Source organism: Saccharopolyspora sp. NPDC045941 (assembly GCF_056431445.1).
Genome location: NZ_JBWKKU010000073.1, coordinates 12,255 through 31,026, shown reverse-complemented (window position 1 = coordinate 31,026; position 18,772 = coordinate 12,255). Strand labels below are relative to the sequence as shown.

Here is an 18,772-nt window from a genome sequence, read left to right as displayed (position 1 = left end):
AACCGCTCTACCCGGCACCAGCTCCGCACAAACCAGGAGTGGCGCATCATCGCGGCGGGTACCCGGGCTTCGTGGCCCACCGCGCGGAAGAACCCAGAGCGACCGTGGTGATCATGACTCACCAGCGGCGCGCAGAGGTGCTGCGGACGCTCGACCACATGGCGTCCCTGCCCGACATCGCCCCGATCATCGTGGCGGACAACGGCTCCACCGACGGAACCGCCGCGCACGTCGAAGCGAACCATCCCGATGTGCAGGTGCTGCGCCTCGGGCGCAACCTCGGTGCGGTGGCGAGGAACCGCGCCGCGGAACATGTGACGACGCCGTACATCGCGTTCTGCGACGATGACACCCGGTGGCAGCCCGGCGCGCTGGGCCGAGCCGCCGACGTTCTCGACCGGCATCCCAGTGTGGGTGCGGTCATGGGCCGGTGCCTCGTCGAACCCGATCTCACCGAGGATCCGCTGACCCCGGAGCTCCGGGCATCGCCGGTGCCGGCGCCGTCGTGGCTCCCTGGGCCCGCGCTCCTCAGCATCATGGCCGGGCTCACCATGATCCGGACGAGGGCGTTCCGCCGGGTCGGCGGGTTCTCGCCGCTGCTGTGGCTCGGCGGGGAGGAAGAGCTGCTGGCGCTGGACCTCATCACCCGCGGATGGTGGCTGTGCTGGGACGAGGCGGTCGTCATCCACCACGCGCCGTCGCGTTCCCGGGATGCGAGCCGACGGCGCCAGCTCGGCATCCGCAACACCATCTGGACTGCGTGGCTGCGTCGGCCGGTGACCAGCGCGCTCCGCCGCACCGCCGCGGTGATCGCCGAGGCGCCGAAGGACCGCTGCACTGCCGGCGCGGTCGCCGAAGCCCTGCACCGCTTGCCGGTAGTCCTCCGGGAACGCCGCGTTGTGCCGGATTGGCTGGAACGACAGCTCCGCCTCCTGGAGGAGCCGCAGCGGCACTCGCCCGCCCGCCGCTACGTCGGCTGACCCGCTCCGGACGCCCCGTCTTTACGCCGGTTGGCGGCCCCGCGACCGCGGCGCGCCCGCCGTCCCGTCAGCCGCTTGCCCGGGCGGGTCCACTGCGGCCCCCGGGCCGGGCGGGCGGACGCCGGCTCGGGCGACGGTGGCTGGCCGACTGGGGACGATGCCGGATGTGCACCGGCCAGCCTCACCCACCTGCGGTTCGCCGGCATCGCACGGCGTTCCGGCGAGCGCGAGAACACCGCCCACGCGCACATCGTGGCGATCACCGTGACCGCCCCCGCCACCTCCAGCGCACGGCCGGGGCCCGCGAACTCCGACAGCCACCCGAGCAGCGGGCCGCCGACTGCACCGGCCGCCGCCGCGAACATCCCCTTCACCGCGAGAACCCGGCCACGCATGTCCTCATCGGTGTCCAACTGCACCCGCGTGCCCGTCGCGGTGTCGAGCACCACGGCACCGGCCGCGATCGGGAACAGCAGCAGCGCGAAACCCCACATGGTCGACGTGGCACCGCTGACCAATTGCAGCACGCTGGTTGCCAGAGCCATCGTCAGCACCAAGCGCAATGTCAGTTCCTTGCACGCCGCCGCGGCGAAACCACCGACGATCGTGCCTGCGGCGAAGACCACCGAAAGCGTGCTGTACCCCGCGGGTCCGGCGGCGAGCGGCCCGTTGCTCATGGCGGCCATCGTGACCTGGTAGTTGCGGCCCAAGCAGGAGAGCACGAAGCTGAGCAGGAACAGCTGGATCAGCGGACGATGCCCCAGCACGTAGCGCATCCCGGCCCGGATCCCACGGCGTCCGGGCTCGCTGGTGGCCAAGGCGAACATCCGGTCCGGCCTGATCCGGGCGATCGCCACCAGCACCGCCGCGAAGCTGACCGCGTTGATCAGGAAGAGCAGCGGCACTCCCGTCACCACCACCAGCGCACCGGCCAGGCCCATGCCCAGGATCCGGCCGCCGGAGCTGAGGATCGACCCGAGCCCGAGGGCGTTGCCCAGATCTTCTCGGGGAACCAGCTGGGAACCGAAGCGGCCGAGCGCCGGACCATCGAACACGCTGACCACACCGCCCAGCAGGGCGATCGCGTACACGACCGCCAGCGACCCGTCGCGCCAGGCCGTCACGGCCAAAGCGAGGGCGAGCAGGCCGTGCATCGCCTGCGTCGCGAACAGCACCCGGCGAGTGGGCCAGCGGTCTGCGACCGCCCCGGCCCACGACGCCAGCACCACCCCCGGGAGGGTCTGAAACAGCAGCGAAAGCCCGAGCAGCCCGGGCGACCCCGTCTTGACCAGGACGAACCAGTTCAGCGCGAGGTTCTGCATCCACGCACCGGTGACGGACACGAAGTCCGCGATCGCCCACCGCCGGTAGTTCGGGTGCTTCAGCGCGCGGAACATCGACGCCGGGGCTGCGCGCACGAGGGGAGGTCCCTTCTCGATCAGACGCCCGGCGATCGATATCGGGGAAGCGGAAAGCCGGGTACGCGCCCGCCAGCGAGGCGCTCGGCGCCACACTTCCACCGATTTCCGCGCAGTGACAACGCTTTGTGCGCGGGCTCTCCTGAAAGTGCCGATGTACCGGAGGAATGGCGACGGAGTGCCGAATGACTGGTCACGAAGTGTCAGAAACCGACAGCGGGCAACGTCCTCGGCGCCGGTTACCCGAGAAGTGGGCGGGGTAACGCGTAGCGGACGGACCACTACCGAGGAGACGCGATGCACCAGGAGAGGACCAGTCATCCGGCCAAGCCGGATGACGAAGAGGTGGCCGAGACCACCGCTACGGGACAGCAGCGGCGAGAAGAACTGGACGAACGGACCGACGACGTCCTGGACGAGATCGACGACATCCTCGAGGAGAACCCACAGGACTTCGTCCGCTCCTACGTCCAGAAAGGCGGCCAGTGATGAAGGCGCGCACCGGATTCCCCCGTGCTCGGGCCCGGTGCCGGCGGCGCCGGGCAGTGGCGGGATGAACCGTGCGCGTTCTCATCACTGGATGGCCGAGCTTCCTGCACGGCGAAGCGACCGCAGGCGACGTGCGCAGCATGTGCGCGGTTGCGGACCGGCTCGCTTGCGACGGCATCGCCCACGACGTCGTGTGGAGCCCCCGGTTCGCCCCCGACAGCCTGCAGATGGAAGACGCGGATCCGGCGGACTACACGCACGTCGTCTTCGCCTGCGGCCCCCTCTCGGGATGGCAGATCGAGCAGCTCCACGACCGCTACCCGCGCAGCCGGCGGATCGCGGTCGGTGTGACGGTGATCGACGCATCGGATCCGGCCGCTGCCAGGTTCGACCTGGTCCTGCCCCGCGATGGCGTCGGGACGACCGCTTCCACCGACCTGGCTACCCGTGCCGTGGACGCGGCGACGCCGGTCGTCGGGGTGGTGTTGGCCCCTGGGCAACCCGAGTACGGGCAGCGCCGACGCCACCAGTCCGTCCACAATGCACTGGAGGGGTGGCTGCTCGGGCTGGACTGCGCACGGCTGCCGATGGACACCCGGCTCGACACCACCGACTGGCGCCTCTGCGCCACGGCGGAGCAGTTCGCCGCGCTGGTCGCCAGGACCGATCTCGTCGTGACGACGCGGTTGCACGGCCTCGTCTTCGCCTTGTGCGCGGGCATTCCGGCCCTCGCCGTCGACCCCGTGGCAGGCGGCGGGAAGGTTTCGGCGCAAGCCAGCGTGTGGGAATGGCCAGCCGTCATCGGAGCCGACCGCCTGGGCGTCGGCCGTCCGCGAGAGGAGCTCGATCGCTGGTGGACGTGGTGCCGGTCCGCCGCGGCGAAGGAACAAGCCGAGCAATGCCGGGCCGCCGCCGGCGCCGGCTCTCCGCTGCTCCAGCTGTTGTCACGCCATCTCCGTGACAGCCGCTTGCTCGCGGCCGACCGGGAAGCGTTGGGGTAAAGGGCGATGCCTTCTGCTCGAAGGCCCGTCAACCTCGATATGCCTCGATCTTGACAACCCGGACCTGCATCGTGCGGCCGTTCGGCAGCACGTACTCTCGGTCCTCCCCCTCCGCGGCGCCGAGCACGGCCTTCCCCAGCGGGGAACGTGGCGAGACGACCTCCGCCGTTCCCGGCGCGGCTTCCTCGCTCGTGGCTAGCAGGAAGGTCTCGACCTCGCCGTCCTCGAAGCGCAGGGTGATCAGCGTCCCCGGTACTGCCGTCCCCGCGTCCCGCGGCGGGGGCGCGGTGTGCGCATCGCGCAGCAGCGCTTGCAGTTCCCGGATGCGGGCCTCCTGCTTCTCCTGCTCTTCGATCGCTACCTGGTAGCCGCTGTTCTCCCGCGGATCTCCCTCTCGGCGGGCCAAATCGATCTCCGCGGCCACAGCGGGTCGCCGGGCGACCAAGGAATCCAGTTCCTGCCGCATGCGTTCGTAGGCCCGGCTGCTGAACCAGGTGGCGCGTCGTTCCTCCATGGTCACTCCCTTGCCGGACCCCCACGCGCTGCCGCCACCCTGGTTCACCGCTGCAGCCTCGAATAGGCGAGCTGGAGGAAGTCGGCTCCGGCCAGGACGGACAGCGTCATGGCGATGAGCCGGGTGAAGCGCGGCGCGAAGATCACGCCGAGGGTGAAGCCGGTAGCGATCCACAGGTCCATGCAGAACGGGCACGTGATCAGCTCACCGATGGCGTGCCGGGTTTCGCTGCCCCGCCGCACCTCCTCCTCGACTTCCGAAGGTCCGCCCGACTCCTTGTAGCGGGCGAACGGCACGCGCAGTGGACTCGTGACGGCGTCCTTGGAAATCAGGCGGGACAGCTTGTGCGTCCCGGCCGTGAAGAACAGCACGTCAAGCACCCGCACCCCGGAGGGCAACCGGTTCCCGCTCGCCGCGACCACTCCCGCTGCCCCGGCGACCAGACCGGCGAAAGCGGCCATCACCAGGACATATCCACCCAACGGGCGTGGTAGGTCGCCGCGGTAGGTCTCCGCTTCTTCCCGGGCTCGTTCGCCGGGAGTGGACGTCTCCGCCATGTTCATCCGCCTCGCAAGGATCGATCTTCACCGCGCCGGCTCCGACGTAATCGCCGGTGCACACCGCTAGAGGTACCCGCCCAGGATTCGGTCAACGCGCCCGGAGACTCGCGAGCACGACTCCCATGGCCGCTGCGTGGTACGACGTCTTCGTGCTGCCGTCCGGGCGCATCGGCATCGTGATCGGGGACGTGGTCGGCAGCGGCCTGGCGGCGGCGATCACCATGCGCCGGCTGCGCAGCGCCCTGCGCGCCTACGCCCTCGAAACAACCCCGTCGCAACCACGTTGCACATCTCGATGGCCGGACACCTGCCGCCGGTCATCGGCGCGCCCTCCTGCCGCAGCCACCTCGCCGAGGTCCCGGTGGATCGCGGTTGCGCAGTTCGCTGATGACGGCTCGCAGCAATACGCGCATCAAGTCGACGCCCGCCAGGGAAATGGTCACGTCACCGGTGACGACGACGCCGCCGCCGGTCAGCAGTCGGTCCAGCAGGTCGACGAGTGCGATCTCGCGCGTGTCACGCAGCGAATCCTAAATCAACTGCGGCTGAGCGCCCGTTCCAGCTGGTCCTTGGTCATCTTCGAGCGGCCCTTGATGTTCTGGCGACGGGCGTCGTCGTACAGCTGCTGCTTGGTCCGGCCGCCGGGGCCTTGCCGCTTGCCCGACCTCTTCCCGCCTCGCCGATGCGGCGACATGTCCTGGGTCGACGTTTTGCTCTGCTGACGCGCTTGTCCCTGCTGCGCCCGATCCTTGTTCACCGTCCGCGCAGCGATCTCCTGCGCACGTCCAGTGCTCGACCCGCGCTCCTGCGCCTGCTCCTTAATGTGCTCGTACTGCCGCTCTTGCTTCTTGTTCCAGCTCTGCTGCGGCATCGTTCACACCCCTCTCGAAGGGCTCCGACAGTCTGTGGGCTACCCGCAGACGCGGGAAGAACACTTTTCTTTCGCGCATCTCGACAGGGGAGCCTGGACCTGGCTCTGCACCTGTTGGCCGGCTATTTCGTCGGCAAGGTGGTGCTCGGGTTGATCGCCTTCGGATTCGTCGCCTTCGGCGTCTTTTGCTTCGTAACGGCGAGAACTGACCGCCGATAGCCGCACCGCGATTGCCCGGGCCGGCAACCGGGTAGGTCCGAGGAGATATGGAGTGGATGCATTGCAGCAGGCCCGGGCGTGCGAGCCGGTGATCGGGGCGAGGTGCCTATGCGGGTAGCGACGGAACCTCCAGAGGCCATCAAGGTGGAGGAACGTCTCTGGATCCCGATGTCCGATGGCATCCGGCTGGCGGGCCGCATCTGGCGGCCAGCCGCCTCCGACGCCACACCGGTGCCGGCCATCCTGGAGTTCATCCCGTACCGGCAGCGGGACCTCACCGCGCGCCGCGACTCCATCAATCATCCCTACCTGGCCGGACACGGTTACGCATGCGCGCGGTTCGACCTGCGCGGCAGCGGCGATTCCGAAGGCGTGCTCACCGACGAGTACCTGGAGCAGGAGCTCAGCGACGGCGAGGAAGTCCTCGCGTGGTTGGCCGAGCAGCCGTGGTGCAGCGGGCGCACCGGCATGATGGGCATCTCCTGGGGCGGTTTCAACGCCTTGCAGCTCGCCGCCCGACGCCCGCCGAGCCTGGCCGCGGTCGCGGTGCTCAGCTGCAGCGATGACCGATACGCCGACGACGTGCACTACATGGGCGGCTGCCTGCTCAGCGACAACCTGTCGTGGGCTTCGACGATGTTCGCCTACAACTCCTGCCCGCCCGACCCGGCCAGCGCAGGGCACCGGTGGCGTGATCAGTGGCTCGAGAGGCTTTCCGGTAGCGGCCTGTGGATGGAGGAATGGTTGCGCCACCAACGCCGCGACGCCTATTGGCGGCACGGCTCGGTGTGCGAGGACTACCGCGACGTCGACTGCCCGGTCCTGGCGGTCAGCGGCTGGGCCGATGGCTATTCCAATGCCGTCTTCCGCCTCATGGAGCACCTGCGGGTGCCCCGCCGCGGGCTCCTCGGCCCCTGGTCGCACAAGTACCCGCACCTCGGCGAGCCGGGGCCCGCGATCGGGTTCCTGCAGGAACTCGTCCGCTGGTGGGATCACTGGCTCAAGGACGCCGACAACGGCGTGATGGACGGCCCGATGCTCCGCGCGTGGCTGCAGGAGAGCATGCCGCCCTCCACCGCCTACGACCAACGGCCCGGCCGCTGGGTCGGGGAACCGTCATGGCCGTCCCCGCACGTCGAGCGCGTGCGCTGTCCGCTGGGGCAGAACCTGATAGCCCGGCCCGGCGCGGAACCCGAATCCCGGCCCCTGTCGATCGAATCGCCGCTGTCCCTCGGCCAGTTCGCCGGGAAGTGGTGCTCGTACAACGCACCGCCGGATCTGCCCTACGACCAGCGCGAGGAAGACGGCGGCGCGCTCGTCTTCGACACCGATCCGCTCACCGAGCGCTGCGAGATCCTGGGCGGCCCGGTGGCCGAACTCAGCCTGGAGGTCGACCAGCCGGTCGCGATGGTCGCCGTGCGCCTCTCCGACGTCGCCGCCGACGGCCGCGCGACCCGCGTGACCTACGGGCTGCTCAACCTCACCCACCGCGACGGCCATGCGGAACCCAGCCCGCTGGAGCCCGGCAAGCGCTACCAGGTGCGGGTCCAGCTCAACGGCGTCGCGCAGGCCTTCCCCCCTGGGCACCAGATCCGCATGGCGCTGTCGACCTCTTACTGGCCGCTCGCCTGGCCGCCGCCCGATCCCGTGCGGCTCACCGTGCACCCGCAGGACAGCGCGCTGATCTTGCCGATCCGCCCGATCCGGGAACCCGACGAAGCACCCTTCCCGGCCTTCGAGGAGCCGGAGGGCGCACCGCCGCTTATGAGCGCCCAACTGCAGCCCGGCGAAGAGCGGTGGACCGTGTCGCGTGATCTCGTCGGCTACGAGTCGGCGCTGGAAGTCGTGAAAGATCTCGGGGTGGTGCACTTCGAGGACATCGATCTCACCGTGACCCGTCGCGCCTACGAGCGCTACAGCTGGACCGCCGACGATTTCGGGTCGGTGCGGGGCGAAGTCGAGTGGACGATGGCGTTCGAGCGCGGCGACTGGTCGGTGCGCACGCACACCCGCACGGTGCTCGCGTCCACTTCGGGCGAATATCACCTGCACGCCGAGCTCGACGCGTTCGAAGGATGCAACCGGGTTCACTCGCGCAACTGGCAGCGCTCCATCACACGCGACCACACATGATGATCAGCGCTCCCCGACTCCGGTGTCCATAGTAGAACTCGGTCGGTCCGGTCCGCGTTTCTACGCTTCGCCCCCGGGTAATGCGTAGTTGTCGACGCACTGTTGCAGGAGTTCGCGACGAGTGTTCCCGTGGGCGAGAGGGCGGTGGAGCTCGGTGGTTCGCCCGGTCAACGTCTTCGCGCTGGGACTCGATGAACGCAACCTCGTGCTCCTGCAAGACTTGGCTCGCCTGCGCCCGTACCGCTTCCACGCACTGCTCGAAAAGGCCGAGCTCATGTACGAGGACAGGCTATCCCTCGCTGAGCTCCTGGACGAAGCGCACCGGCGGCTGCAGGCGTTCGACGGCACCATCGATGCGATCATCGGCTACTGGGACTTCCCCACCAGCTCCATGGTCCCGATCCTGTGCACCCATTACGGCCTGCCCGGGGCGAGCTTGGAATCGGTCGTCAAGTGCGAGCACAAGTACTGGAGCCGCCTGGAGCAGCGCAAGGTGACCAACGCGCACCCGGCGTTCGACCTGATCGACCTGGGCGGTAATCCACAGCCACCGCCCGGGCTGCGCTACCCGATGTGGATCAAGCCGGTTAAGTCCTACTCCTCCGCGCTCGCCTTCCGGGTCACGGCGGACGACGAACTCGAACACGCGCTGACCGAGATCCGCGAGGGCGTCCACCACATCGGGCAAGCCTTCGACTTCCTCCTCGGCATGCTCGAACTGCCACCGGAAATCGCCGCCGCGGGCGGACAGGCCTGCCTTGCCGAAGAGGAGATCAGCGGACAGCAGGCCACCGCCGAGGGGTACTGCTACCGCGACCGGCCGCACGTCTACGGCATCGTCGACTCGGTCAGCTACCCCGGCACGTCCAGCTTCCTCCGCTACCAGTACCCCTCGCACCTGGCAACCGAGGTCCAGAAGCGGATCACCGCCATCGCCGCGAAGGTGATCATCCAGATCGGCCTGGAGGACTCGCCGTTCAACATCGAGTTCTTCTGGGACCGGGAGACCGACAAGCTCAACATCGTGGAGATCAACCCCAGGCTTTCCCAGTCGCACGCCCCGCTGTTCAAACTCGTCGACGGCCTCCCGAACCACCAGTGCATGGTGCAGCTCGCACTGGGCGAAGAGCCGGAAATGCCGCACCGGCGCGGCGAGCACGCCGTCGCCGCGAAGTGGTTCCTGCGCACCTTCGCCGACGCGACCGTCCGCGAGTGCCCGGCCGCGGAGGACATCGAGCTGGTCAAGCGGGAAATGCCGGATGCGATCGTCGATATCCCCGTCACCCGCGGGCACCGGCTGTCCCGGTTGTCCGCCCAGGACAGCTACAGCTACGAGCTCGCCACCTGCTACCTCGGAGCCGGCGACGAGGCCGAACTCACCGAGAAGTTCAACCGCTGCAAGGAATTGCTTCCGTTCACCCTCGACGAGGACTCCTGATCCACCCGCTGGAAGATGTCGTAGCCGTGCGGGGCCTCGTCCAACGGCAGCCGGTGCATCGCGAGGTCGCGCACCCCGAGCGGGTCCGCCTCTGGCAGATCCATGCGGCCTGTCGAGATACTGGTGATGCGGTGTTTTCCGCCGGATTACGAACGTCCACAAGCCAAGGAAAAGCGCGAGAACCAGGCCAAGCAGTTCTGCGCGGTCTGGCCCGTGCGTACCGAATGCCTTGATCACGCCCTGGCCTGCATCGAGCCCTACGGCGTGTGGGGCGAGCTCAACGCCCACGAACGCCGCCGGCTTCGCCAGGACACCCCCGACCGGTCCCCGCGGGAGACAAGAGGCTGGATTTTCACTCGGCCTCAGCTGGCAGCTGGTCCCGCTGGACGTCCCGGTCGATCTGGTCGATTACCTCGCTGAGCAGCCGGTTGCAGGCCTCTCATGTTGGGTCTTGCGGGAACGGCAGGACCACGGCGCGCCGGGTGTGGCTGAAGATGATGGACGTCCGCACGTTGACGATCTCCCGCCGCTCGGTGAGGCGGTCGAGCACGAAGGAGTTGAGGTGGTCGTTGTCCGTGACGGCGATGTGCAGCAGGAAGTCGTCGTCACCGGACATGACGAACACCGACAACACCTCCGGCAAGGTCTCCACGAACTTGGTGAACGACTCGATCACCGAGCGGTTCGGGGGTCGCAGCCGCACCGCGACCATCGCCTGCACCGGACGACCGATCCGGCGCAGGTCGACCTCCGCGCGCCTGCCGCGCAGGACTCCCAGCCGGGTCAGCCGGCGGACCCGTTCCAGGCAGGTGGACTGCGCGGTGTTCAGCCGCGCGGCCAGCTCCTTGTTCGTCAGGCCCGCATCCTCCTGCAGGAGCGTGAGCAAGGCCGTATCAAGTTCGTCCATGGTCACCATTCAAAGCCATAAGTCGAGCCAAATTCGGTAGATCGTCTCGATCTCTGAATCTAACACGTATGCTAGACATCTAAGCCGTAGATGCTGCTACCGTCGCGGCCATGACTCTCCGTGACGACACTGCCGTGGAAGCCATCACCGCTACCTCCGCGGGCGTGCGCCGTGTTCCGTCGCGCGCCCTCGGCCTGTCCGTGGCGGCGGTGCTCGCGGCGGCGCTGATCTGGAGCAGCTCGTTCGCGGTCACCAAGGTGGCCCTCGCCGAGATCCCGCCGATGACCATCGGCGCGCTTCGGTTCGTCCTCGCGGCCGTGGTACTCGGTGTACTGGTGCACGCCAAGCAGGACAAGCGCCTGCCCACCGTGCGCCAGCGGATCACGATCGGGATCGCCGGGCTGTTGGGCATTTCGCTCTACTTCGCCCTGGAGAACGTCGGTGTCGACTTGGCCTCCGCGTCCGACGCCACGCTGATCGTGGCGTCCTACCCGATCATCACGCTGGTACTGGAACTGCTGTTCGGTCGGGCGAGCTTCTCCGTCGTGCGACTGGTCGGCATGCTGGTCGCCATCGGCGGCGTGTGGCTGGTGGTGCGCGACGGCGCGACCGACCACGGGGCCGATCATCTGCTCGGCGACGCCATCCTGATCCTGGGCGGTGTGGTGTGGGCCGCGTACAACCTGGTCGCCCAGCGGAACAAGTCGGGGGCCTCGCCGATCGTCGTCACCTACTACCAGACGGTGGCGGGCGCGGGTGGCTTCGTCGTGTTGTCGCTGTTCGAGATCGACCGGTGGTCCGTGCCCTCGCCCGGAGGCGCCCTGCGCATCGCGTTCCTGGCGATCTTGTGCTCGGTGGTGGCGTTCCTGCTGTACAACTACGGCCTGCGCGGGCTGGTGCCCAGCGTGGCGGTCAACCTGCTCAACATCGTCCCGGTCGCAGGCCTGGGGTGGGCGGTGCTGCTGGCCGACGAGACCTTGTCCGGCACCCAGGTCGTCGGCGGCGCGGTGGTCATCCTCGGTGTCGTGCTGGGGCTGTACCGCGACTCGCGCGACGGCGCGGAGGCCGGGACGGAACGGGAAGAAGCTCCGGTGGAAGGGCGATAGATGACTGAGAAAGCCGATTACAAGTGCGCGATCGTGGTCAGCGACCAGCTGCCGACCGGGCTGGGGGCCAACGCCGCCGCCGTGCTGTCGCTGCCCCTGGGCCACCGCGTGGACGGCCTGGTCGGCCAGGACGTCAAGGACGCCACCGGGGTGATCCACCCCGGCATCGCCTACGTGCCCGTGCCGATCCTGAAGGGCACGCAGGGCCAGGTCGACGCCATCGTGCAGGCCGCCGCGGCGCACGACGACGTGTTCTTCGTCAGCTTCAGCTCGCTGGCCCAGGGGTGCCGGACCTACGAGGAGTACATCGACAAGATGTCCGCCACCCCGACCGCCGACCTCAACAGCGTGGGCGTCGGGCTGCACGGCCCGCGCAAGCCCGTCAACAAGATGGTCGGAGCGCTTCCGCTGTTCCGCTGACCCGTTGGGCGGCGCCCGCAGCACCTCGGCGGGATGCTGAAGGCCCCCGGCCAGCAGTGGCAACGCCTCAACGCCTCCGCTGTCTCGGCGGATTCGCGGAAGACTACACCACCACCCGGGTGCCGGAAGCTCGCGCCCATCATGGGCAAGCAGGTCAAGAGGTTCTACATCGAGAAGTACGGCGAAAAGCCACCTGCCACCGAGGACATCGTGAGCCGCCACACCGTGACGGTGGCCCAGTACCAAGAACAGCACCGGCCGCTGTTCGACGCACCCTGACCACCGCCCTGGAACGCGATACTGGGCCGATCGATCTGGACGAGATCTTCGAGTTCGGATTGCAACGCCACCTCGACGGACTGGCTGCCCTGCTGCCTCCGTCCACTGTGAGCTAGAAGGGCCGATAGTCGGTGTCGTAACCGAAATACCTCGGACCGGCCAGCTCCAGACCGGCGGGACTGGTCCACCTCGGGTCGCACGGCGTGGCCAGCACGCTGACGCGCAGTCCGTACCGCATGCCTTCGGTGGTGACCGGTTCACCGGTCTCGGTGTCCAGCACGCAGATCAGGTCGGGCGTCGTCGCCACGACAGAACCGTCCACTGTGGCCAGCAGATGTTCGTTCTGGAAGTCCAGCTCCAGCACCTGGCCCGCCCCTTCCAGAACGGCCCTGCCCCGGGCGAAGCCGCCCTCGGTGCGGCGCTGGACGTCGACCACCTTGCCCGCCAGCAGGTGCCTGCCGCCGAGCAGCTCACGCGCCGCGTCGACCGGGTCGGCATGGCCCGCTCGCGCTCGGCGGACCTCCTCGCCGAGCCGCTGGGCCAGCGTCAGCGTGGCCGGCACCAGTCCATCGGCGAGCTGGTCGCCACGCATAACCGTGTCCGCGCAACTGATCTGGCAGCCCAGCTGCACGCAGACGGTGCGGGCGATGCGTTCGGCGGTGTGGTTGTCGACCGCGCGGACGACCATCGTGTTGCCCTTGTCGTCGGCGATGGCCATCGGGGTGTTCGCGACCCCGATCAGACCCGGCAACACCATCTGTGCCTCCGGGAACGCACGGCCCATCGCGTCGCCGTCGATCACCGGCAGCCCGGCCTCGGCCGCGGCGGCCAGCGGGAGCATCGAGTTCACCCCGCCGATCTCGATCGGCACGATGTGGGTCGCGCGGCGGCCGAGCACCTCCTCCAGCGCCCGCAGCGCGGTGATCTCCTCGCTGCCGTTGGGCAGCTTCTCCAGCAGCACCGTCGGTGCGCCGAGCCCGGAGATCGGCACCACGGTGGCGTCGGCGGGGACCTCGTCGATGTCGACGACGGCCACCGGACCGTTGCGGCGGATCGCCTCCCGGGCCAGCAGCTTGCCGACGTAGGGATCACCGCCGCCACCGGTGCCGAGGATGCCCGCGCCGCGGGCGATGTCGTCGAGGTCGTCGATACCGATCTCACGCATTCGCGGTCTCCTTCGCACCGATCCGGGACAGGTCCAGGTCGCCGACGGCTCTGACCCGGATGCGGGTGGCGCCGCCGGGCAGGTAGGCCAGCGGCACTTCCTCGATGTCGGCGACGCGGACCGTGCCGGGCCGGGCGCCCGCGTCCTCGGCGCGCGCCACGGCTTCCTCCCTGGCATGGTCGAGCACCACCGTCCGCTTCCCGTCCGGAATCCGGAAAACGCGGTCGACTTCGCCGCCGACCTGGGCGATGGCCGCGCCCACCGCATTGGCCACGTCGAAGTGACCGGGGCGGTGCACGTCCGGGAATCCGGGCAGCTGTCCGGGGACCAGGACGCTGCCGCCGCCGACGGCCACCACCGGCAGCGGCGCCGCCGAGGTCCGGATGCGGTCGACCGCGTCGGCAAGCCGTTCAGCCACCCGCCGCAGTGCGGCGGTCGCGAACGGCCGGTCCAAGTGCGCGACCAGCGCCGGGTCGCCGATCTCGGCGAAGCCGCAGGCGACCGCCAGGTCGGTGGCGGTCAGTGTCGAGCCGCCGAACACCAGCGCCTCGTCAGTGAGCCGATAGCCGACGCTGCGCGGGCCGACCTCGCCGTCGTCGCCGATCAGCGATCCGCCGCCGATGCCCAGCGACAGCACGTCGGGGATCCGGAAATTGGTGCGCACCCCGGCGGCCTCGCTCTCCCCCGCCGCCTCGCGGGGGAATCCGGCGGTGAGAATGCCGATGTCGGAGGTCGTGCCGCCGACGTCGACCACCGCGCAGTCGGCGAGTCCGGACAGGAATGCCGCGCCGCGCATGGAGTTCGTGGGTCCGGAGGCGAAGGTCGCCACCGGATAGCGGCGGGCGAAGTCCAGGTCCATCAGCGTGCCGTCGTTCTGCGACAGCAGGAACGGCGCAGTGATGCCGACGTCGGCCAGCGCCGCGCCGAAGGAGTCCACGATGGTCACCGCGAGTTCGCGCAGGGCAGCGTTGATGATCGTGGCGTTCTCCCGCGCCAGCAGCCCGACCCGGCCGATCTCGTGCGACAGCGACAGGTGCACGTCGCCGAGTTCGGCGGCGAGGATCTCCGCGGCGCGCTGCTCGTCCTCGGCCGCCGCCGGCGAGAACACCGACGACACCGCCACCGAGCGCACCCCGTGCGCGGCGATATCGGCCGCGACCCGGCGGAGTTCGGCAGGGTCCAGCGCCGACAGCGGACGGCCGTCGAACTCCCGGCCGCCGTGGCAGAGGTAGGCGCGCCCGCCGACGGCGGCGCGCAGCCGCTCCGGCCAGTCGACCATCGGCGGCAGCGCCGCGGTGGCGGGCAGGCCCAGCCGCACCGCCGCCACCGGCGCCAGCCGCGCTCCTTCGACCAGCGCGTTGAGGAAGTGCGTGGTGCCGATCATGACCGCGCTGATCCGGCCGGTGTCGCAGCCCGCCAGCATCCGGCGGACGGCGTCGGCGACACCTGTGGTGACGTCGGCGGTGGTGGGCGACTTGGCGGTAGCCAGCACCCGGTCGTCGTCGCCCAGCAGCGCCGCGTCGGTGTTGGTGCCGCCGACGTCGATTCCGATTCGCATCGAGGGACCTCTCAGTGGGTGGATTCCAGTGCTGCGGCGGGTCGCGCCGGTTGCTCAACGGGGATCTCGCCGCGTCCCCGGACCAGACCGAGCGCGCCCGCGGCGAGGTAGCCGAGCCCGGCCAGTAGCAGCGAGTTGAGGGCGGGGATGCCCCACCACTGGTAGTGGTCGGAGAGCCAGCCGACGACGGAGGCGGCCGGCCACAGCACGATCGTCGCGGGCACCCAGGCTGGTTCGGTCTCTGGCAGCCTGCCGAGCGCGCGGGAGGCGTCCAGCTGCGGGCGCCAGTGCCGGACCCCGAAGTACTCGGCGACCACGATCCCGGCGATCGGCGGGGTGAGCACGCCGAGGAAGGTCAGGAAACCCTCGAAGGCGTCGAGGATTCCGGCCGCCGCGGCGAGGCTGCCCAGCACGCCGACCACGATGGTCACCCGCACCCGGCTCAGCCGGATCCCGGTCAGCGACTCGACCGCGTTGATCAGGCCCAGCGTGGCCGAGTACAGGTTCCAGTTGTTGATCTTGACGGTCGCCGAGACCAGGATGATCACTCCGGCGACGCCGGAGGACGCGGTGATGATCGCGATCACGTCGGAGGTCTTCACCGCGTAGGCCAGCAGCACCCCGGCCAGCCCCAGCACGTACTCGCCGAGTGAGATGCCCACCACGGTCTGCTTGACCACGTCCGCGGCGTTGCGGTTGAACCGCGTCATGTCCGGGGTGGTCACCGCGCCGACGATGTAGGAACCGGCGACGATCGTCGCGCCGGTGGCGATCGACATCCCGGTGCCGAAGGGCGGCGAGGCGACCAGGTCGCCGATGCTGTGCCGGGAGATCTCCACCGACATCGCCCAGCCCGCAAGGCCCAGGAACGCCGGCACGGTGACGAACGCGGTCCAGCCCATCGCCCGGAATCCGCGCAGCACCAGGGTCGTCACCGCCAGCCCGGTGATCAGGCACCAGCCCCACAGCGGGATCGCGCCGACCAAGGAGTGCAGTCCACTGGCGAACACCGCGGTCTGCACGCCGAACCAGCCGAACAGGCTCACTGCGATCACCAGCCCGATCAGCACTGAGCCGTAGCGGCCGAATCCGGCCCAGCGGGTCAGCACCGACGTCGACAGGCCTTCGCGCATCCCGGCGATGCCGACGAAGATGCAGACGATCTCCAGGATCACCGATCCCAGCGTGAACGCCCAGAACGCGCCCCAGAACGACAGTCCGGCGCCGAGCGTGGCGCCGAGCAGGAACTGGGTGAGGTCGGAGAGCTGGCCGAATCGCTGCACGGCCACGTTGAACCAGGAGTAGCGGGCGGATCTGGGCACCCGCTCCAGCGGGTAGTCCGCATCGGACTGCGACATGGGAGATCCTCACGTCTCGGGGGTCACCGGTGGCCCGGCGGCGCGAGCGCGCAGCCGGATCACCGTGCCTTGCAGGTAGGGCACCGCCGTGCGCTCGACGCCGATGACGCGCACGTGGCGCGGATCGGCCCCGGCGCGCACCGCGCTGGCGCGGGCGCCCTCGCGGATGTCGTCGATGGCGGCGTCGATGTGCGGGTCGAGCCGGACGATCCGCTCGAACCGGCCGCCCACCGGGCTGGCGGCGGCGCCGATGGCCCCGGCGACCGCGCCGTGCTCGGGCCGTACGGTCTCCATGTCGCCGGGGAGCTCGGCCTCGGTGCCGACGACCACGATCGGCAGTCGTCCGGCGGCCGGTCGCATCCGGTCGATTGCCTCCGCCCACCGGTGCGGGGCGGTGCCGTCGACCTGGACCAGATCGGGCGTGCGGAAGCAGACCGGCACCCCGCCGATCCGCTCGCCGTGCCCGGATTCCTGCGGGTAGCCCGCAGTGAGCGCGCCGATGCGGCCGTTGCCGACGTCGGCGACGATCGCGTCGCCGAACCCGGTCAGCACGCCCGCGCCGCGCAGGGCGCTCGCCGGACCGCTGCCGAGGCTCAGCCCGGGGTGGGCGCGCAGGTACTCCAGGCTCATCAGGGTGCCGTCGCCCCTGGTCACCAGCACGCTGGTGGAGTGCAGCCCCAGTCCGGAGAGCGCGTGTTCGAGCCGGTCGGCCAGATCGGTGGTCAACCGGCTGAGTGCGGCGTCGAGCACGGCGGTGTTCTCCCGCTCGATGAGCCCGAACGGCCCGATCTCCCCGGACAGCGCGATGTGTGGCGCGTCGCCGACCTCGCGGCGCAGCAGCTCGGCGACCTCGTGCTCCTGCTCGCCGTGTGCGGGCGAGAACACGCCGCAGACCGCGAACGCCTCGGCCTCGCCCGCCATCCGGGCGGCGAACCGCGCCACCGCGTCCCGGTCCAGCGGCGTCTCCTCCTCCCGGACGAGCCCGGAGCCGCCGCCGACGACCGCGACTCCCGCGCACACCGCGGCGTGCAGGTCGGGCGGCCAGCCGAACAGCGGCCGCACCGCATCGGATCTCGCGCCGATGCGGACGACACCCACGCGGGCGAGACCTTCGCGCCGCACCACGGCGCGTTCGGCGACGGGGAAACCGATCACGACCTGGTGCGCGTTGGTACGTCGGGACGGCAGTGCGCGCACTGCGGTCCCGACGCTGACGACGGCGTCGTCGACAGACTGCACGCTGGTCGAGACGACCGTGCCTTCGGTGAGCAGCACCGCGTCGGTCCGGTCGGGGCCCACGTCCACGCCGATGATCACGACAGGCCCTCCAGTCCGAACGCGGCCGGCCCGCCCAATCGCAGCCCTTGCGGGGTGCGCCACACGGGTGCGCAGTCGAGCACCAGGACGCTGACCCGCAGCCCGTAGCGAAGACCGTCGACCGGGATCGACTCGCCCGTGCGGGTATCGACCACGGCGATCAGCTCGGGCACGACGGCCGTCGGCAGGCCGTCCTCGAACACCGCGAGGTACTCGGTGCGCGCCTCGATCCGCAACAGCCGCCCGTCGTCGTCGCCGAGTCCTTCCAGCAGCACCTCGGTGGCCGCGTCGCTAGGGTGCCGGACCTCCCGCGCCTTCGTCCGCGCCAGCACCCGGGCCTGTTCCAGCCCGGAGCCGGGCACGCCATCGGCCAGTGCGGCGCCGAGAGCGAGGGCGCGGCTGACCGATCCGGCGACCGCATGCGCCGCCGCTTCCTCCGCTGTCAGAGGGTGGTCGCTGACCGTGACATGACCGCCGAAGGCGTCGAGGACCGAGCGCACGAACCGTTCCAGCCACGGCGCGTCGACGTCGTCGATCACCACGGTCCGGCCGTGCTCGTCGGCCAGCACCGCGGGCACCGGCGGCAGACCGGCCAGGTGCAGCACGTTCTGGTCCAGCCGGGGGAAGGCGCGGCCCAGCGCGTCGGCGTCGAGCAGCGGGACGCCGAGCCGGGCGGCGTAGGTCAGCGCGACCAGGCCGTTCATGCCTCCGATCTCGGTGGCCAGCACCGCCGCCACCGGCCGGCCGTGGATCCGCTCGACCCGGTCGCGCAGGTGCGCGGGTTCGCGGGTACTGCCGACGCGTTCGGCGCTGACCGACGACGTCCCGAACGTGCTGACCGGCATCACCAGCGCGTCCGCGGCCAGCTCACCGGGCGCGAGAACCGGCACCGGGCCGTGCTCCTCGATCGCCTGCGCCGCCGCGAGGCTGGGCACTTCGGTCTCGCCACCGCCGCCGGATCCCAGGACGGCGCAGCCGCGTGCGAAGTCCGGGATCAGACCGGCGTCGATTTCCATGCGCCCACCCTAGGGACCGCATT

General features: G+C 70.0%; 21 protein-coding genes and 1 pseudogene. 11 read left to right on the top strand and 11 right to left on the bottom strand.

Annotated elements, in window-relative coordinates:
• Positions 1 to 71: 71 nt before the first annotated feature.
• Entirely contained in the window at positions 72 to 980 is a 909-nt protein-coding gene (locus AC07FN_RS38525) for a glycosyltransferase family 2 protein (protein WP_478400105.1), read from the top strand.
• On the opposite strand, the gene AC07FN_RS38520 is transcribed toward AC07FN_RS38525, so the two are convergent.
• Positions 968 to 2,398 (bottom strand): MFS transporter, encoded by a 1,431-nt coding sequence (locus AC07FN_RS38520; RefSeq protein WP_478400089.1) that lies wholly within the window; start codon positions 2,396 to 2,398, stop codon positions 968 to 970. The two genes, AC07FN_RS38525 and AC07FN_RS38520, sit on opposite strands and share 13 nt — an antisense overlap.
• 297 nt (positions 2,399 to 2,695) lie before the next feature.
• On the opposite strand from AC07FN_RS38520, the gene AC07FN_RS38515 reads away from it, so the two are divergent.
• Positions 2,696 to 2,887 carry a ubiquitin-like protein Pup gene (locus AC07FN_RS38515; protein ID WP_478400088.1) on the top strand — a complete coding sequence of 64 codons (192 nt, stop codon included), beginning with the start codon at positions 2,696 to 2,698 and terminating at the stop codon, positions 2,885 to 2,887.
• A gap of 71 nt (positions 2,888 to 2,958) precedes the next feature.
• Positions 2,959 to 3,888 (top strand): polysaccharide pyruvyl transferase family protein, encoded by a 930-nt coding sequence (locus AC07FN_RS38510; RefSeq protein WP_478400087.1) that lies wholly within the window; start codon positions 2,959 to 2,961, stop codon positions 3,886 to 3,888.
• Positions 3,889 to 3,916: 28 nt separating this feature from the next.
• Here the strand turns inward: AC07FN_RS38510 and greA are convergent, their stop codons facing one another.
• Positions 3,917 to 4,402 (bottom strand): transcription elongation factor GreA, encoded by a 486-nt coding sequence (greA, locus tag AC07FN_RS38505; protein ID WP_478400086.1) that lies wholly within the window; start codon positions 4,400 to 4,402, stop codon positions 3,917 to 3,919.
• A 44-nt stretch (positions 4,403 to 4,446) separates the two neighbouring features.
• Entirely contained in the window at positions 4,447 to 4,959 is a 513-nt protein-coding gene (locus AC07FN_RS38500; protein WP_478400085.1) for a DUF1360 domain-containing protein, read from the bottom strand.
• A gap of 125 nt (positions 4,960 to 5,084) precedes the next feature.
• On the opposite strand from AC07FN_RS38500, the pseudogene AC07FN_RS38495 reads away from it, so the two are divergent.
• A pseudogene (locus tag AC07FN_RS38495) lies at positions 5,085 to 5,180 on the top strand (hypothetical protein); the annotation flags it as partial.
• Between the two features lie 99 nt (positions 5,181 to 5,279).
• Here AC07FN_RS38495 and gvpJ read toward each other — a convergent pair.
• Both gvpJ and AC07FN_RS38485 read right to left on the bottom strand, forming a co-directional pair.
• Positions 5,280 to 5,486, bottom strand: coding sequence for a gas vesicle protein GvpJ (gene gvpJ / locus AC07FN_RS38490; RefSeq protein WP_478400104.1), 207 nt, complete (start codon positions 5,484 to 5,486; stop codon positions 5,280 to 5,282).
• An 11-nt stretch (positions 5,487 to 5,497) separates the two neighbouring features.
• Positions 5,498 to 5,833, bottom strand: a complete 336-nt coding sequence (locus tag AC07FN_RS38485; RefSeq protein ID WP_478400084.1) for a plasmid stabilization protein — start codon at positions 5,831 to 5,833, stop codon at positions 5,498 to 5,500.
• Here AC07FN_RS38485 and AC07FN_RS38480 point away from each other — a divergent pair.
• The 4 genes from AC07FN_RS38480 (at position 5,786) to AC07FN_RS38465 (ending at position 10,043) form a co-directional block, all read left to right on the top strand.
• Positions 5,786 to 6,052 carry a DUF1206 domain-containing protein gene (locus AC07FN_RS38480; protein ID WP_478400083.1) on the top strand — a complete coding sequence of 89 codons (267 nt, stop codon included), beginning with the start codon at positions 5,786 to 5,788 and terminating at the stop codon, positions 6,050 to 6,052. The two genes, AC07FN_RS38485 and AC07FN_RS38480, sit on opposite strands and share 48 nt — an antisense overlap.
• A gap of 108 nt (positions 6,053 to 6,160) precedes the next feature.
• Positions 6,161 to 8,185 carry a CocE/NonD family hydrolase gene (locus AC07FN_RS38475; protein WP_478400082.1) on the top strand — a complete coding sequence of 675 codons (2,025 nt, stop codon included), beginning with the start codon at positions 6,161 to 6,163 and terminating at the stop codon, positions 8,183 to 8,185.
• Positions 8,186 to 8,339: 154 nt separating this feature from the next.
• A complete protein-coding gene (locus AC07FN_RS38470) occupies positions 8,340 to 9,623 on the top strand; it encodes an ATP-grasp domain-containing protein (protein WP_478400081.1) in 1,284 nt (427 codons plus the stop codon).
• A gap of 102 nt (positions 9,624 to 9,725) precedes the next feature.
• Positions 9,726 to 10,043, top strand: coding sequence for a WhiB family transcriptional regulator (locus AC07FN_RS38465; protein WP_478400080.1), 318 nt, complete (start codon positions 9,726 to 9,728; stop codon positions 10,041 to 10,043).
• 19 nt (positions 10,044 to 10,062) lie between these two features.
• On the opposite strand, the gene AC07FN_RS38460 is transcribed toward AC07FN_RS38465, so the two are convergent.
• On the bottom strand, positions 10,063 to 10,530 hold the full coding sequence (locus tag AC07FN_RS38460) for an Lrp/AsnC family transcriptional regulator (protein WP_478400079.1): 468 nt from the start codon (positions 10,528 to 10,530) through the stop codon (positions 10,063 to 10,065).
• Between the two features lie 110 nt (positions 10,531 to 10,640).
• Here AC07FN_RS38460 and AC07FN_RS38455 point away from each other — a divergent pair, with 110 nt between their 5' ends.
• From AC07FN_RS38455 to AC07FN_RS38445, 3 genes are read left to right on the top strand one after another with little or no spacing between them, the layout of a single operon-like run.
• Positions 10,641 to 11,636, top strand: a complete 996-nt coding sequence (locus AC07FN_RS38455) for a DMT family transporter (RefSeq protein ID WP_478400078.1) — start codon at positions 10,641 to 10,643, stop codon at positions 11,634 to 11,636.
• On the top strand, positions 11,637 to 12,056 hold the full coding sequence (locus AC07FN_RS38450) for a DUF2000 domain-containing protein (protein WP_478400077.1): 420 nt from the start codon (positions 11,637 to 11,639) through the stop codon (positions 12,054 to 12,056).
• A 33-nt stretch (positions 12,057 to 12,089) separates the two neighbouring features.
• Entirely contained in the window at positions 12,090 to 12,335 is a 246-nt protein-coding gene (locus AC07FN_RS38445; RefSeq protein ID WP_478400076.1) for a hypothetical protein, read from the top strand.
• Positions 12,336 to 12,447: 112 nt separating this feature from the next.
• Here the strand turns inward: AC07FN_RS38445 and AC07FN_RS38440 are convergent, their stop codons facing one another.
• From AC07FN_RS38440 to AC07FN_RS38420, 5 genes are read right to left on the bottom strand one after another with little or no spacing between them, the layout of a single operon-like run.
• On the bottom strand, positions 12,448 to 13,500 hold the full coding sequence (locus AC07FN_RS38440; protein WP_478400075.1) for a DUF917 domain-containing protein: 1,053 nt from the start codon (positions 13,498 to 13,500) through the stop codon (positions 12,448 to 12,450).
• Positions 13,493 to 15,058 carry a hydantoinase/oxoprolinase N-terminal domain-containing protein gene (locus AC07FN_RS38435; protein ID WP_478400074.1) on the bottom strand — a complete coding sequence of 522 codons (1,566 nt, stop codon included), beginning with the start codon at positions 15,056 to 15,058 and terminating at the stop codon, positions 13,493 to 13,495. Before AC07FN_RS38435 ends, AC07FN_RS38440 begins: the two co-directional genes overlap by 8 nt.
• Before the next feature lie 11 nt (positions 15,059 to 15,069).
• Complete coding sequence (locus AC07FN_RS38430; protein ID WP_478400073.1) at positions 15,070 to 16,416, bottom strand: purine-cytosine permease family protein; 1,347 nt, start codon at positions 16,414 to 16,416, stop codon at positions 15,070 to 15,072.
• A 9-nt stretch (positions 16,417 to 16,425) separates the two neighbouring features.
• Positions 16,426 to 17,733 (bottom strand): hydantoinase/oxoprolinase N-terminal domain-containing protein, encoded by a 1,308-nt coding sequence (locus AC07FN_RS38425; RefSeq protein WP_478400072.1) that lies wholly within the window; start codon positions 17,731 to 17,733, stop codon positions 16,426 to 16,428.
• Positions 17,730 to 18,749, bottom strand: coding sequence for a DUF917 domain-containing protein (locus AC07FN_RS38420; protein ID WP_478400071.1), 1,020 nt, complete (start codon positions 18,747 to 18,749; stop codon positions 17,730 to 17,732). Before AC07FN_RS38420 ends, AC07FN_RS38425 begins: the two co-directional genes overlap by 4 nt.
• Between the last annotated feature and the right edge of the window lie 23 nt (positions 18,750 to 18,772).

Coding starts and splice junctions, on each gene's coding strand:
- AC07FN_RS38500 (WP_478400085.1), bottom strand. CDS start 4,959: ATGGCGGAGACGTCCACTCCCGGCGAACGAGCCCGGGAAGAAGCGGAG.
- AC07FN_RS38445 (WP_478400076.1), top strand. CDS start 12,090: ATGCTGAAGGCCCCCGGCCAGCAGTGGCAACGCCTCAACGCCTCCGCT.
- AC07FN_RS38465 (WP_478400080.1), top strand. CDS start 9,726: ATGCGGCCTGTCGAGATACTGGTGATGCGGTGTTTTCCGCCGGATTAC.
- AC07FN_RS38455 (WP_478400078.1), top strand. CDS start 10,641: ATGACTCTCCGTGACGACACTGCCGTGGAAGCCATCACCGCTACCTCC.
- AC07FN_RS38430 (WP_478400073.1), bottom strand. CDS start 16,416: ATGTCGCAGTCCGATGCGGACTACCCGCTGGAGCGGGTGCCCAGATCC.
- AC07FN_RS38475 (WP_478400082.1), top strand. CDS start 6,161: ATGCGGGTAGCGACGGAACCTCCAGAGGCCATCAAGGTGGAGGAACGT.
- AC07FN_RS38460 (WP_478400079.1), bottom strand. CDS start 10,530: ATGGACGAACTTGATACGGCCTTGCTCACGCTCCTGCAGGAGGATGCG.
- AC07FN_RS38515 (WP_478400088.1), top strand. CDS start 2,696: ATGCACCAGGAGAGGACCAGTCATCCGGCCAAGCCGGATGACGAAGAG.
- AC07FN_RS38485 (WP_478400084.1), bottom strand. CDS start 5,833: ATGCCGCAGCAGAGCTGGAACAAGAAGCAAGAGCGGCAGTACGAGCAC.
- AC07FN_RS38435 (WP_478400074.1), bottom strand. CDS start 15,058: ATGCGAATCGGAATCGACGTCGGCGGCACCAACACCGACGCGGCGCTG.
- AC07FN_RS38420 (WP_478400071.1), bottom strand. CDS start 18,749: ATGGAAATCGACGCCGGTCTGATCCCGGACTTCGCACGCGGCTGCGCC.
- AC07FN_RS38440 (WP_478400075.1), bottom strand. CDS start 13,500: ATGCGTGAGATCGGTATCGACGACCTCGACGACATCGCCCGCGGCGCG.
- greA (WP_478400086.1), bottom strand. CDS start 4,402: ATGGAGGAACGACGCGCCACCTGGTTCAGCAGCCGGGCCTACGAACGC.
- AC07FN_RS38450 (WP_478400077.1), top strand. CDS start 11,637: ATGACTGAGAAAGCCGATTACAAGTGCGCGATCGTGGTCAGCGACCAG.